Origin of the sequence: Vibrio breoganii (assembly GCF_024346795.1) — a bacterium.
In the GTDB taxonomy this organism is placed as follows: Bacteria; Pseudomonadota; Gammaproteobacteria; order Enterobacterales; family Vibrionaceae; genus Vibrio; species Vibrio breoganii.
This window is the reverse complement of sequence record NZ_AP024864.1, coordinates 1,516,515-1,530,158: the sequence shown is the minus strand read 5'-3', so window position 1 is coordinate 1,530,158 and position 13,644 is coordinate 1,516,515. Positions and strand designations below refer to the sequence as shown.

The following is a 13,644-nucleotide window of genomic DNA, read 5'->3' as shown; positions in this document are numbered from 1 at the left end:
ATAATGCCTCGCGTAAAACGTGGTGTACAAGCTCGTGCACGTCATAAGAAAGTTCTAAAACAAGCTAAAGGTTACTACGGAGCACGTTCACGTGTTTACCGCGTAGCTTTCCAAGCAGTTACTAAAGCTGGTCAATACGCATACCGTGACCGTCGCAACAAAAAGCGTCAGTTCCGTCAGCTATGGATCGCTCGTATCAATGCTGCATCTCGCCAGAATGGTCTATCTTACAGCCGTTTCATCAACGGTCTTAAGAAAGCATCTATCGAGATCGACCGTAAGATCCTTGCGGATATCGCGGTATTCGACAAAGCTGCATTCGCAGTTCTAGTTGAAAAAGCAAAAGCTGCTCTATAATTTTTAGAACACCAAAGCTTTATTTAAAGGAGACCTTAGGGTCTCCTTTTTTATTGCTTATAATTCCTAGCTGATAGCTGATAGCTGATAGCTGATGGCTGATTGCCTGACTTTCATACACAAGTATTAATCATCGATCTAACAGAGTGTATTTTTTATTAGATCACTAGTTTAATGTTCATGCGATTAATAAACGTCGTCCCCGAGGGTTTTTATCGGGGACCTTTTATAGAAACAGATGCCCGATAAGAGCACTCGGGCATGACGGATCCCCCAAAGTCCGAGTTGTGATCATGAGACAGGCTGATAGCTGATAGCTGCTATTCATTCCGACTGAAAGTGTTGCTTTCCAAGCTCAATGGATTTGCTTAGGTCGTCTTTAATCAGTGGTAAACAAAGCTCTCTAAACCACTGATGCTCTGGATCGTTGTTATAACGAGCGTGCCAAAGTAGGTAATAGCTGTGTTCGTCGGTATCAAAGGGGACGGGCTTAACAACCAAGTCTCTATCGGCAAAGCCTGCGGCAATGTGCAGGGGAACCGTCATCAATGTTTGGGTGAGTAGTAAGGCTTCGACACCAGAATCAAACGAGGGGACAGTGGCAAATATGCGTCTCTTTTGTCCGGCATCAGCGATCAACCGATCCACTTCTCTTTGCTTATCAACGACGCCATTCACCAAAATGTGTTTAGCATCGGCGTAGCGCTTTGTGGTCATCGACATATCGGCTAGGGGATGTGAGGCCGACATCAGCACGACGTACTTATCGCCTCCAAGACGTTTGCCGTACAGATTATCTGGGATCTCTTCTGCCATGGTCGCCACCACATCAACACTTCCCTTATGCAGTTCACTAAGGTCTTCACTTTGCCAAAGCTGCGTCGTTAAACTGGATAAAGGGGACTGCTCCTCAAGCTGCTGGCAAATAACCGGCAGTATTTTAGGGGCAATGAAGGCGTTAAAGGCGAGGGTAAACCGGCGAGTGATTTCTTTAGGGATGATTTCTTCAGGGGAATAGAGTCGGTTTAGCCTTTGTAAGAGTTCAGGTAACTCTTTTTGTAAGTGGGTAGCACGCTGACTCAATGAGAATTGATTGCCTTCACGGATCAAGATGGGATCACCGAAGGCATCTCGGATCTGCACGAGTGTTTTGCTCATTGCCGACTGACTGACATTTAACTCTTGGGCAGAGAGCGTAAGGTTTCGGGTTTTGAGCAATGAATCCAGCGCGATTAACAGCTTATAATTGTGCATCTTTTCATCCTTGATAAGATTCAAACCATCCAATAGGCGGTAATTACTACAACGTTTTTAACATCCACACGTCACACATATTGTGTAGTGTCCCTTCTAACGGCGCAGATAGATGCTCAAAACCGAGCTTTTCATAAAGACGCACTGCAGAATTCATATTAGATAGAGTATCTAAATAGCACTGAGTGAAACCTTGCTCTTTGGCAAACTCTAAACAGTGGTTAGACAGGGCTTTGCCTAGACCTAGTCCTCTTGCTCCCTCTAGCAGAAACAATTTTTTTAATTCACAAGTCGATGAGCCTTCAGTAAACGGTGCAACGCCACAACCGCCCACCACTACACCATCTTTAAGCGCGACAAAGTAACGGCTCTTGTTCTCTAGCGTGTAGTATCGACTCATATTCTCTACTTCAGGATCTGAAGGGCCATAGCCTTCACCAACGGCGCCAAATTCCTCGCCTACTTTCTTGATGACCTCTTTTACAACAGGATCAAACTCTGGGCTTATGCTTACGATTTTTAAAGACATAGGATTTCCTCATTCTCTATTATTCTTGGTCTGTAGTAACAAGTTACCGTTATTTATCGCTATAGAGAAATGGATAAAATGACTACTTAGTATGAATTTTTATCAAGTCTAGCAGAAATGGGAGAATTATTATCATGCTAATTTACTGAGCATTGTACTTGTCACAAGAGTAGCTTTGATAAATACTGAGTTGTTATGAATCAGTATTTTAGGGATAAGAGATGAGCAATGTGTTGGTTGATTGTGCTTGGTTACACGAGCATTTAGATGATAAAGATCTGGTACTGCTTGATGCCTTTATGCTGAAAGTAGTGGGCAAAGAACCTATTGAGTACCCAGAGTTCGTCACCATTGCTGGCGCGTTGCCCTTTGATATTGAAAATGATTTTTGTAATAACGAATCGACGCAGCTGCACGCACTTCCTACCTCACAACAATTTACTGAACAGGTTCAGAAGCTAGGAATTAACAAGCAAAGTAAGCTTGTGATCTTCGACAATCAAGGCATTTATAGCGCTCCTCGCGCATGGTGGACGTTTAAAGTGATGGGCTTTGACAATGTGAAAGTGTTAGATGGCGGACTACCTGCGTGGATTGAGAAAGGGTACCCAACCACTTCCGCTTATGCAGAAGCTTCTGGCAAAGGCGATTTTGTCGCTAGCTACGATTCAAATAAAGTGACTGACTATCAAACGGTACTATCAGAGCTAAACAATCCTCAACAATTGGTTGTCGATGCCAGAGGCAGCGCGAGGTTTAATGCCGAAGTAGCAGAGCCGAGACCAGGCGTTAGAGCGGGGCGAATCCCTAATTCTGTGAATCTTCCTTTTGCATCGCTGATGGAAGGGAATGGGTTTAAATCGAAACAGGTGCTATCACAGCTGTTCTCAAATATTGATAGTGCAGACTCTGAGCGTATGGTGTTTTCCTGTGGTTCGGGGATTACCGCTTGTATTCTGATCTTAGCCGCTCATGAAGTGGGTCTATCCAACACCATTTTATACGATGGCTCTTGGGCAGAATGGGGCTCTAATGAGGCACTTCCTCTGGGAGAGTAAACACAAAAAACGAGGAGCCATAAAGGCTCCTTTTTTCGCGAACTTATTTGTTAGAACTCATAACCAACACCAGCGTATGCACTCATTGATTCTGTTGCTGTGTCATAAGCACCGCCGAGTTTTGCAGTAAAATTCTCGGTGAATCGTTCACCGACACCCACCGCAATCGCTTGTGCATCACCGTGATAACCCACTGCGGCAGTAACCGCGAATTTACCTACACCATATGGGTCAACTAGACCTGCAAAAGCAGCAGATTCGGCATACGCACCATCTACGTTTTTAGCCATTTGTTCCATATCTTCACGTAGGCCTTTGATAGCATCTTGGTTCTGGCTAATAGCATCTGCATTCTGAGTACTCATCTTACGCGCATACGTAGCATCATTTTCTGCATTTCTAGCGTGTGTGTTGGCATCTGCAATCTGCTTATCATGTGCTGTGATCTGGGCTTTGTTTTGCTCGATCCCTGCTCGGTTCTCTAGTGCTTTATTGCCAACTTCAGTGACACCATGGCTATTTGCTTGTACTTGAGCATGATCTTGCGCGACATGAGCTCTTGTTTGTTCAATATCGTTGTGATTTTGCGCGATATTAGTACGTTGTTGATCAAGCTCAGTTGCGTGTTTCATAAGCATCGATGCTTGTGCATTGTTTGCTCTAGTGTTTGCTGATGCTTGACCTTGTACATGATGTAGAACTGCAGTATGGCTGTCGATTTGTTGTTTGTTATCGGTAATTCTTTGAGTGTTCTCCATGACTAAATGGCTATGAGCATCCAAACGCTGAGCATTGTTATTAACTTGTGCTTTCTGTTGGTTCAATTGGCTTTCGTGTTTCATAAGCATTGATGCTTGTGCGTTATTAGCTTGAGTGTTCGCTGATGCCTCACTTTGAACGTTGTGCAGGGCAGCGGTGTTGCTAGCGACTTGTTGTTTGTTGGCCGATACCTGCTGGGTATTGTGCACAATTAAGTGACTGTATCCATCGAGACGTTGGCTATTTTTGTTGATCTCTACTTGTTGTCGGTCGTTGGTGTGGTGGTCGATGGACACTTCGTTCCACATAGCGTGTTCCTGTTGCCCATGCTCATTGATGCGTCGCTCTAGTTCTCGTGTTTTTCGACTTGTATCGCCGTTATAACTGTACTGATCTCGTGATTGTGATTCTAGATTTTGTAGGCGCTGTTCAAGGGTTGTTGCTGGTGCCGCAAATGCTTGGCCTGCCACTGATAGTATTGCAAAAGTAATAAGCGTTTTAGATAGGTTTTTCATAAGGTCCCCCTAGGGTACTTAATTGATGAATGTTATAACCTCCTTGTGAGGTGCCTAATTAATTTACTGCCGAATGGGTCTTATAATAAAATGACTTGTTAGACTGACTATGATGAAATTTTTTCATGTCAATTAGTGAATGGTTAGACTGTGGAGGGCAATCTCTGGAATAAGAGATCATTTGACACGAGAGAACGAGGGTAATTTATTAATTAATTACAATTGCTTATGCTTTATCTAGAGTGGTGCTTGGGTAGTTTTTAGTGAGAGTATCAAAGGTAAGGGGTTAGAAAGGCCTCAGTATAGAATTGACCTTCTCGATACTAGGAAAATCCCCGTACTTCTAGCATCGAGAGGTTATTAGTGATTTTCCATAATTGCGATTTTGAATTGACGAGCAAGACTAGGGAACGAGTCGCATCACCTTGCCACTGTCTGTGGTGATATACAGGTAATCATCAGGTGAGACTTGTATATCACGAATCCTTTCGCCTAAGTCTTCAAATAGGCGCTTCTCTTCGATCAGTTCCTTACCGTCTATCTTGATAACGTTGATGTGAGTGAGCTTTAAGGCGCCTGCGAGTAGCTTTCCATTAAGTTCTGGATAGCGTTCGCCTCGATACATAATGAGAGAAGAAGGCGCAATTGATGGGGTGTAAACAAGTGAAGGCGGGGTAACCCCTTCTTGGTACTCAGAGTCACCGACCATTAAAGGACCCCAGTATTCTTTGCCGTGAGAGGTCATGGGCCAGCCGTAGTTGTGTCCTTTCTCAATCCTGTTTATCTCATCTCCTCCACGAGGACCATGCTCGATTGCCCATAGTGTTTTTGTTACCGGGTCAAAGGTTATCCCTTGCGTATTTCTATGCCCATAGCTCCATATCTCAGGTAGGGCATTGTCACTGCTTACATAGGGATTGTCTTTTGGTACTGAACCGTCAGCGTTAATACGTAGAATGGTGGCAGCATGATTAGAGATGTCTTGACCGTTATCCCTATCGCCTCTATCTCCAATGGAAAAATAGAGCATGCCCTCATCATCAAACACAATGCGGCTACCAAAATGTCTTCCGGTATCTGAGTGAGATTGGGTAGGCAGCACTTCCTTGAAATTACTGAGTGAACCCTTGGCATAGGTTGCTGAGGCTAGGGTAGTGCTCGGGCCTTTTTTATTATTCTGGCTGTAGGTGATGAACAACTGGCTGTTGTCTTTCGGGTTAAAGGCGAGGTCTAACAATCCGCCTTGACCGCCAGCGTACACATCCTTAGGTTTGTACAGAGCCTTGATCTTTCCGGATGGTATGTCCAGCTCCACGATAGAACCATTACGCTCGCTAATGACAGCGGTTTTGCTATCTGCAAACTCGATTGACCAAGGCACTTTTAATCCAGTTGCTACGGTTTGCAAACTGTAGGCGTGGCTGAGGTTTACACAACCCAATGTTCCCAACACGACTGCGAGTAAATGACTTTTTTTCAACCTAAGCATGCCTGTTTCCTTTTAGCCTGACTGTCCAGCTTTGTCGCCACAACGCTTGAATAGTGACATCCAGTATTGCGCGTGATTGATTGTGGCTTGTTTGTATTCAGTATATGCACTTTGTACAGGATGATGGTATTGCTTGTCGAGATTGACAGTATAAAGAATGTCGATGTGTGGAGATAACGTATGGTAGGCGGAGTTGAGGTCTGCCAGGTAGGGCTGGATCTCCCCAACATAGTATTTCTGAAATACGTTTTTTAGTCTGCGATACTTGGTTGTGTCTCGGTTTTTTCCGCAAAATATCACGCTATCGTGCTGCTTAAGTTGTTGTGTACTCGCGTGCAAATAGACGGTCGCAGATTGCAAGGAATAGCTTATTCGGCCGAGTTGATCGTACTTTTCTATCTCTTCTTGATAACTAAGGATATCGAAGTATTCAGGCAGTTCCCCCTCACGGTATTGGGCGTGCAGAGAAGACAATGCTTGAAGCGCGCTTTGCAGGCTATATAACCCTTGGTTAGTCTCTTCTGTGTACCAGCTTGTTGAGAAGGCATTGGCGTAAAGAGCGTCGCTGCTGTAGAGAGTATTGGTGATATGTAACGGCAACTCTTGCCATTTAACGGCATAGATCCTCTGCAGATCTTGGTTGAGATCTCCGTTCAATTCATTCGTGGCTAGACACGATTTTAATCCACTTAAAAGCGCTATTTCGTACTCTAAGCTTCGGAACTGATCTTGCACCTTACCCAGTACCGTGTTTCTTTGTGCGACCAACTCCATGAGATGACATTTAGAAAGCTGAAGGGCATCAACAAGCCCAACGGTTTGCCTAGAAGGTTGCTGAAAGAGGTCGCGCTTTCTTGGATATTCAGGGGGTGAAATTGCCACTTCCATCGCGTCTTTTTCTTGTACGTTGGCAAGGCGCTCAAGATAGTTCTCAAATTTAGCTTCAACGCTCGATGATCGATCACAACCCAACAAGGCAAGGCATGCAGCCATAGTAACAGTGATGGCGGTTGCGCTTTTTGCTCCCTTCACAAACAGCCCTCGAATATTATTCATAACCACGTATACGCATTGGAAGGACAGATAGTCTAAGTGGATTTGCTCATCCCCTTGCTCATTGAACTGTCATCATGCTTCAAGCGTTGGAATAGCCAACCTATAGCCACTAAGCACAGCCCTAAACCTAAGAAAGACAATGCGCGATATAAGCCCGTTAGCTGAGACATATCGATGACAAAGGCCTTAAAAATAACGATAAAGAGAATGCCAAAGCCAATGTGGTGCGCCAATTGATTGACCTGTTTTTGAGACCAGACAATAGCGACAACCGACAACAGTAGCCAAACAACGGAGTAGGTATAGAGTTCTAGTTCTTTAATGCCAAGCACTACGCCAATCGAACCATCATGAAAGTAATGTCGAATTAACGCATTGATGCCTAGGGCGATAAATGCACCTGAAGCGGCTAGCGCGTAAACAGAAAACTGGGTTGGTATCAGCTTGAATAACCAACCAATAGCAACAATACAACCAGGAATGACCCATAGCGGGAGCAACCAATTTAAAAGGAAGTAATCCCCAAGGAATTGGTTAGTAAATAGTGGGTTTAATGTGGTGAACAGATGTACGTGAAGCAAGGCAGAGCCGCCGATTAACGCGCAGGCAAAGTATTGATAAACGATCTTTGTATTTCCTGTGCTGACTCTCAAACGGTATAGATAAATGAGAGAAAGCGCCAACCAGTTCATGGCTAATAGCGCAGACTCCTTGAAGGTAAGTGCAAATACCGAAGGATAGTCGCCAACAAGAAAGTAACTTGTTTCAGTGGTGACGAATAACGCAATCAGATGAAGGCGAGATCCTGCTAACCAAGGCTCTATGGACGAGCGTTGTAATTGAGTGCTGGTGGCAAATAACAGAGCAAAGCAGACAGGGTAAATGATCAGTGTCCAATGAATGCCCAAGATGGTTTCGGACTGATACTCAGGTAGCCATGGCGCTAATGTGAGGCGAATTATGACCACCGCGACCATCACTTTAATCAACCAATCTGGAGCGCTGAAGTTGAAGCGACGACTCCAAAAGGCAAGAGCAAATAATTGAACTGTCAATGCTACGGTGAGCGTGCCGGCCTCAAGAAGCATGGTAAATATCAAACACAGGTTAGCGTTAGCGAGTAGCCAGCCGGAAACCAAAATATGCGGCTCTTGATACTTCTTTGTAATGAGCACCGCAACAATGGCTAAAATGACCAACTCTACAGACCACAAAGAGTAGAGCATTTGGCTCGCCTCAGTGCTGGTTAAACTATAGCTTGTAGCAAACAGCAAAGGCGTTGCACTGGCAAACAGCAGTGAGAACGCAGGGCGGTTGGGGTAACGGCGGTGCATCATTGCGGCAAACATCAAAAACGCGATGGCGCAGAATTGGGTGAATTGATGTGCGCCCGTGTACATGAATAGCATGTCGCTGAAGTCAGACGTCGGCACATGAAGCACCAAGGTCATTATGGTGAGCGCCAGTGCCAGCATTGGCCATGTATCAAAAGCGGAATGTCGGACAGACGCAGCGCAAAGGACAGCGGCATAGATCAAGGTGCAGGTGATGAGCTCCGCTTGAAATCCATAGAGAATATAAAAGGCGATAAGTGGCGCCAATGAACAGATCAACCCTGCTTGCTCTTTACGTGGCATGAGCAAGACTTTAACAGGAATAGCTATAGTGTTTTGTTGTAATAAACGCCATCCCAAAACAGGGACGAGAGTAAACAAATAAAGGGATAGCAGGCTAAAGGCAAGAAGCACGTAGATCTCAAATGAGGTGCTAGATATTAGCGTCGTAATGAGAAGCCATGCGAAGTTCCCCGCAAAGCAGAGTCGCCACAACCACTCGCTAGCCACTTTTTCAGAGATATAAACAGCAGACGCACTGATAAACACCACAAATAGGGCGAGCTGCAACGTATTGGGCTGCAGCTCCCAAAACAATGCGGGTATCGCATAACTGCCAATAACACCAATGAAAGCAACAATAGGGCCAAACCTAAGCGCCATAAAGGTGGCCAGTGAGGTGACGATGATGGTAAGAATCAACGCCGGAGTCGAGGAGATAAACTGATAGTAATGTGTTGAAACCACTATCATGGCAAAACTGGTGATGACACCCGCCGAGGCTAATGCGGCGCTCACTTGACTGGTTTGAATATTAAACCGCTTGGGGTATCGAACAAGGTATTCAGCACCAACCAACAGCGCAATGCCAAATGCAAAGCCTAGTGCGACACGAGCATGAGCTGAAATTAACCCAGCTTCCACCGCGTATTTTGCAAGAAATACGCCGCCAAGTGCTAACACAAAGCCACCCAGCCACAGCAGACTATTGCTGCTGAGATGCTCAAGCCACTGCTTGAACTTGATTTGTCCAGCCTCCCACGAAGGAGCGCTTTTACTCTGTGGTTCTGATTTCGGCTGATAAAGCTCTAAAGTCGGCGTTGCTCTTGCTAGGTTAGGACTGTGAGCGTCCTGCACCGCGACTTCGGGTTCTTGATCGCGTCTTTCAACATTGTGCTTTTCTACATTTTGCAGCGCGACTTGAAGTTGTAGCTGTTCTAATTCACCTTGAAGCTTGGAAATTCTTTTGTGAGCGTAACGCGCCATCACCAAACCAACAATGATGGCGACGAGGAGGGCGAATTGTAGCAGGAGCATTATTTCAAACATGTATGCCAAGTAATCCAAGGTTTTCGTTTCTTAAGCATAGCACCTTGAAACGTGTTGAATTACTTGGTTTTTCTTTGCGCTTCTACAAACTTCCTTTGACAAAACCCTTAGTAAAATAGACCCACTTACTGAGCACTATCCTTACGATACGTATTGTAAGGTTTCAGTTTTTTTAAAGACGAACCCAATCTGTTTCTTATCGCCTGTAAACTAGTGATCTCGGTGGTGAACCCTAATGCGGTAACGGCGCTGGTAAGTAAGCTCATTTTAGGGATATAGCGTTTAATTTGTCGGCAATATGTGTGCAGTTGCGTCCGATCTTGGCAAAGTTTTAATTAATCTTGAATTTCCTCCCAATTAGGTTTGGCTTTGTGTCTGCCTTTTATTACTATGTGTAGCTATTCAAAATACCCGAAGTCCCGAAGGATACTGCCAGCTAGGCAGATGAGGAAACAATGCAACATCTACAAGAGATTATTGCTAACGCGACTGCTGCTATTGAAGAAGCACAATCGCTAGTCGCACTGGATGAAGTGCGCGTTCAGTTTCTAGGTAAGAAAGGTGAGCTAACGCTTCAACTTCAAAGCCTAGGTAAACTACCACCAGAAGAGCGCCGCAGTGCTGGTCAAGAGATCAACAAAGCGAAAGGCGCAGTTCAGCAAGCTATTGCTGCTCGCAAAGACGGCCTGCAAAAAGCAGAGCTAGAAGCGAAGCTAGCGGCTGAAACTATCGATGTGACCCTACCAGGTCGTCGCATTGAAAACGGTGGTCTGCACCCAGTTACTCGTACAATCGAGCGTATGGAACAGTTCTTTGGTGAGCTTGGTTTTGCAACAGAATCAGGCCCTGAAATCGAAGATGCATTCCATAACTTCGATGCGCTGAACATTGCAGAAGATCATCCGGCTCGTACTGACCACGATACTTTCTTCTTCAACCCTGACTTGATGCTACGTACGCACACCTCTGGTGTTCAGATCCGTACAATGGAAAACGGTAAACCACCGTTCCGTTTCATCGCACCAGGCCGTGTTTACCGTAACGATTACGACCAAACTCACACTCCAATGTTCCATCAAATTGAAGGTCTGTTGGTTGACGAGAACGTAAACTTTGCACAGCTTAAAGGCATCATCTCTGACTTCCTAGTTGCCTTCTTTGAAGAAGAAGTTGAAGTACGTTTCCGTCCTTCTTACTTCCCGTTCACAGAGCCTTCTGCAGAAGTTGACGTTAAGCGTAAAGACGGCAAATGGCTAGAAGTTCTTGGTTGTGGCATGGTTCACCCGAACGTACTTCGCTCTGTAGGCATCGACCCTGAACAATACCAAGGCTTCGCATTTGGTATGGGTGTTGAGCGCTTGACTATGCTTCGTTACGGCGTAACGGACTTGCGTGCGTTCTTCGAGAACGATCTTCGTTTCCTTAAACAGTTCAAGTAATCCAGGGGCACAATTAGATGAAATTCAGTGAATCATGGCTTCGTCAGTGGGTTAGCCCTGCGGTTACTACTGACGAACTAACACACCAAATCACAATGGCTGGCCTAGAGGTAGACGACGTTCTTCCTGTTGCTGGCGAATTTACCGGCGTTAAAGTAGGTAAAGTTGTTGAGTGTGGTCAGCACCCTGATGCTGACAAACTGCGCGTAACTAAAATAGATGTTGGCGCTGAAGAATTGCTAGATATCGTATGTGGCGCTTCAAACTGCCGCGAAGGTATCCTAGTTGCTGTAGCAACTGTGGGTGCTGTTCTACCTGGCGATTTCAAAATTAAAAAAGCAAAACTGCGTGGCCAACCGTCACACGGCATGCTGTGTTCATTTACTGAGCTAGGTATCGACATCGAGTCTGATGGCATCATGGAACTACCTGAAACCGCGGTAATCGGTACTGATTTCCGTGAGTTCCTAGACCTAAACGACGTAACAGTCGATGTTGACCTAACGGCGAACCGTGCGGATTGCTTTAGCATCCGTGGTCTAGCTCGTGAAGTGGGCGTTCTAAACCGTGAAACGGTTAAAGAGCCTGAGTTCGCAGCAGTCGCTGAAAGCATTCAAGACACAGTTTCTGTTGAAGTAAAAGCTTCAGAAGCGTGTCCACGTTACCTTGGCCGTGTGGTTAAGAACGTAAACGTTAAAGCTTCTTCTCCTATCTGGATGCAAGAGAAGCTGCGTCGCTGTGGCATTCGCTCTATCGACCCAATCGTTGATATCACTAACTACGTGATGCTAGAGCAAGGCCAACCAATGCACGCATTCGATCTGAGCAAGATTGAAGGTGGCATCGTGGTTCGTATGGCTGAGCAAGACGAGAAATTGACTCTTCTTGATGGCAACGAAGCGAAGCTAAACGCAGATACACTGGTTATTGCTGACCACAACCAAGCGCTAGCGATTGCAGGCGTATTTGGTGGTGAAGGTTCTGGCGTAACGACAGAAACGACAGACGTATTGCTTGAGAGCGCATTCTTTGCACCGGATCATATCCGTGGCCGTGCACGCGCTTACGGTTTGCACACTGATTCTTCTATGCGTTTTGAACGTGGTGTGGATTACGCACTACAGCACAAGGCAATGGAGCGTGCGACTCAGCTTCTCGTTGAGATCTGTGGCGGTGACGTTGCACCTATCGCTGGCGTTGAATCTGAAGCAGATCTTCCAAAAGCAAACACCGTTGCTCTGCGTCGCTCTAAGCTAGACAGCCTACTAGGTCACTCTATCTCTGATGCAGACGTGGTTGAGATCCTTGAGCGTCTTGGCTGCACAGTTGAAACTACTGATGCTGGCTGGAACGCTGTTGCTCCAACATGGCGCTTTGATATCGCTATCGAAGAAGACTTGATTGAAGAAGTTGGCCGTATCTTTGGCTACAACAACATTCCAAATCAAGCGCCAATGGCGGCTCTTACAATGAACGACCACAAAGAGGCAAACCAGCCACTTAAACGTGTTCGTGATTTGCTAGTAGACCGTGGCTACCACGAAGCAGTCACTTATAGCTTTGTAGAGCCTGAGCAGCAAAAGCTTATCGAACCAAACATTGAACCTTTGATTCTGCCATTCCCAATCTCTGCCGATATGTCAGCGATGCGTGTGCAGCTTATCCAAGGTCTATTGAACACTGTTGTTCACAACCAAAAGCGTCAACAACCACGCGTACGTCTATTTGAATCAGGTCTTCGTTTTATTCCTGATGCAAATGCTGAAAACGGCATGCGTCAAGAGTCGATGCTAGCGGGCGTTCTTGCGGGTACTCGCAGCGAAGAGCACTGGGACATTGAAACCAACACTGTTGATTTCTTCGACCTTAAAGGCGACCTAGAAGCGGTTCTTGAGCTAACGTGTGATGACAAAGCGTACAGCTTTGCGGCAACTAAGCACCCAGCACTTCACCCAGGACAAGCTGCGGCTATCATCCTAGACGGTAAAGAAGTGGGCGTGATTGGTACGGTTCACCCAGAGCTTGAGCGCAAGTTTGGTCTTAACGGCCGTACTGTTGTGTTTGAACTTGAGTGGTCTGCAATTGCGACTCGCGTATTGCCTGAAGCAGTAGCGGTATCTAAGTTCCCTGCAAACCGTCGCGACATCGCGCTAGTTGTTGATGAAGCAGTCGCTTCTGGCGACGTAGTAGCAGCATGTCTTGCAAACGGTGGCGAGCTAATGACAGATGCGAAACTGTTCGACGTTTACCAAGGTAAAGGCGTTGAAGAAGGTAAGAAGAGTCTTGCGATTGCTCTTACTCTACAATCAGTTGAGCGTACTCTGGAAGAAGCAGACATCTCTGGCGCTGTAGAAGCAACTGTGAAGGCTGTATCTGAGAAGTTTGACGCTGTATTGCGTGACTAGTTCTTATTAACTAGTACAAAAAATCTCAATATGAAATGGGGAGCCTGATGGCTCCCCATTTTTTTTGGCTAACTTCCGTGAAACTGAATGTAATTGCACTGAAAACTGGCAGAAGGCTGT

10 protein-coding genes are annotated in these 13,644 nt (G+C 45.7%); 4 read left to right on the top strand and 6 right to left on the bottom strand.

The genetic code is table 11. From position 1 onward, the window contains the following. Nucleotides 1-3 precede the first annotated feature (3 nt). Nucleotides 4-357 (top strand): 50S ribosomal protein L20, encoded by a 354-nt coding sequence (gene rplT / locus OCU35_RS07135; protein WP_004401084.1) that lies wholly within the window; start codon nucleotides 4-6, stop codon nucleotides 355-357. Between the two features lie 324 nt (nucleotides 358-681). On the opposite strand, the gene OCU35_RS07130 is transcribed toward rplT, so the two are convergent. Next, complete coding sequence (locus OCU35_RS07130) at nucleotides 682-1,611, bottom strand: LysR family transcriptional regulator (protein WP_261825077.1); 930 nt, start codon at nucleotides 1,609-1,611, stop codon at nucleotides 682-684. A 46-nt stretch (nucleotides 1,612-1,657) separates the two neighbouring features. Further along, on the bottom strand, nucleotides 1,658-2,140 hold the full coding sequence (locus tag OCU35_RS07125; protein ID WP_102328604.1) for a GNAT family N-acetyltransferase: 483 nt from the start codon (nucleotides 2,138-2,140) through the stop codon (nucleotides 1,658-1,660). Between the two features lie 221 nt (nucleotides 2,141-2,361). Here OCU35_RS07125 and OCU35_RS07120 point away from each other — a divergent pair, with 221 nt between their 5' ends. Then, nucleotides 2,362-3,198 (top strand): sulfurtransferase, encoded by an 837-nt coding sequence (locus OCU35_RS07120; RefSeq protein WP_261825076.1) that lies wholly within the window; start codon nucleotides 2,362-2,364, stop codon nucleotides 3,196-3,198. A gap of 50 nt (nucleotides 3,199-3,248) precedes the next feature. Here the strand turns inward: OCU35_RS07120 and OCU35_RS07115 are convergent, their stop codons facing one another. From OCU35_RS07115 to OCU35_RS07100, 4 genes are all read right to left on the bottom strand, one after another. Next, the gene (locus tag OCU35_RS07115; RefSeq protein ID WP_261825075.1) at nucleotides 3,249-4,472 is read right to left on the bottom strand and encodes a YadA-like family protein; all 1,224 of its coding nucleotides are present in this window, start codon (nucleotides 4,470-4,472) and stop codon (nucleotides 3,249-3,251) included. A gap of 403 nt (nucleotides 4,473-4,875) precedes the next feature. Further along, nucleotides 4,876-5,961 (bottom strand): PQQ-dependent sugar dehydrogenase, encoded by a 1,086-nt coding sequence (locus OCU35_RS07110; protein ID WP_261825074.1) that lies wholly within the window; start codon nucleotides 5,959-5,961, stop codon nucleotides 4,876-4,878. 12 nt (nucleotides 5,962-5,973) lie between these two features. Then, nucleotides 5,974-7,017 (bottom strand): DUF3080 domain-containing protein, encoded by a 1,044-nt coding sequence (locus OCU35_RS07105; RefSeq protein ID WP_261825073.1) that lies wholly within the window; start codon nucleotides 7,015-7,017, stop codon nucleotides 5,974-5,976. A 32-nt stretch (nucleotides 7,018-7,049) separates the two neighbouring features. Next, nucleotides 7,050-9,680, bottom strand: a complete 2,631-nt coding sequence (locus OCU35_RS07100; protein WP_261825072.1) for a DUF2339 domain-containing protein — start codon at nucleotides 9,678-9,680, stop codon at nucleotides 7,050-7,052. A gap of 455 nt (nucleotides 9,681-10,135) precedes the next feature. Here OCU35_RS07100 and pheS point away from each other — a divergent pair, with 455 nt between their 5' ends. Both pheS and pheT read left to right on the top strand, forming a co-directional pair. Continuing rightward, on the top strand, nucleotides 10,136-11,119 hold the full coding sequence (pheS, locus tag OCU35_RS07095) for a phenylalanine--tRNA ligase subunit alpha (RefSeq protein ID WP_017030158.1): 984 nt from the start codon (nucleotides 10,136-10,138) through the stop codon (nucleotides 11,117-11,119). A 17-nt stretch (nucleotides 11,120-11,136) separates the two neighbouring features. Continuing rightward, nucleotides 11,137-13,524 carry a phenylalanine--tRNA ligase subunit beta gene (gene pheT, locus OCU35_RS07090; protein ID WP_102377123.1) on the top strand — a complete coding sequence of 796 codons (2,388 nt, stop codon included), beginning with the start codon at nucleotides 11,137-11,139 and terminating at the stop codon, nucleotides 13,522-13,524. Nucleotides 13,525-13,644: the final 120 nt, after the last annotated feature.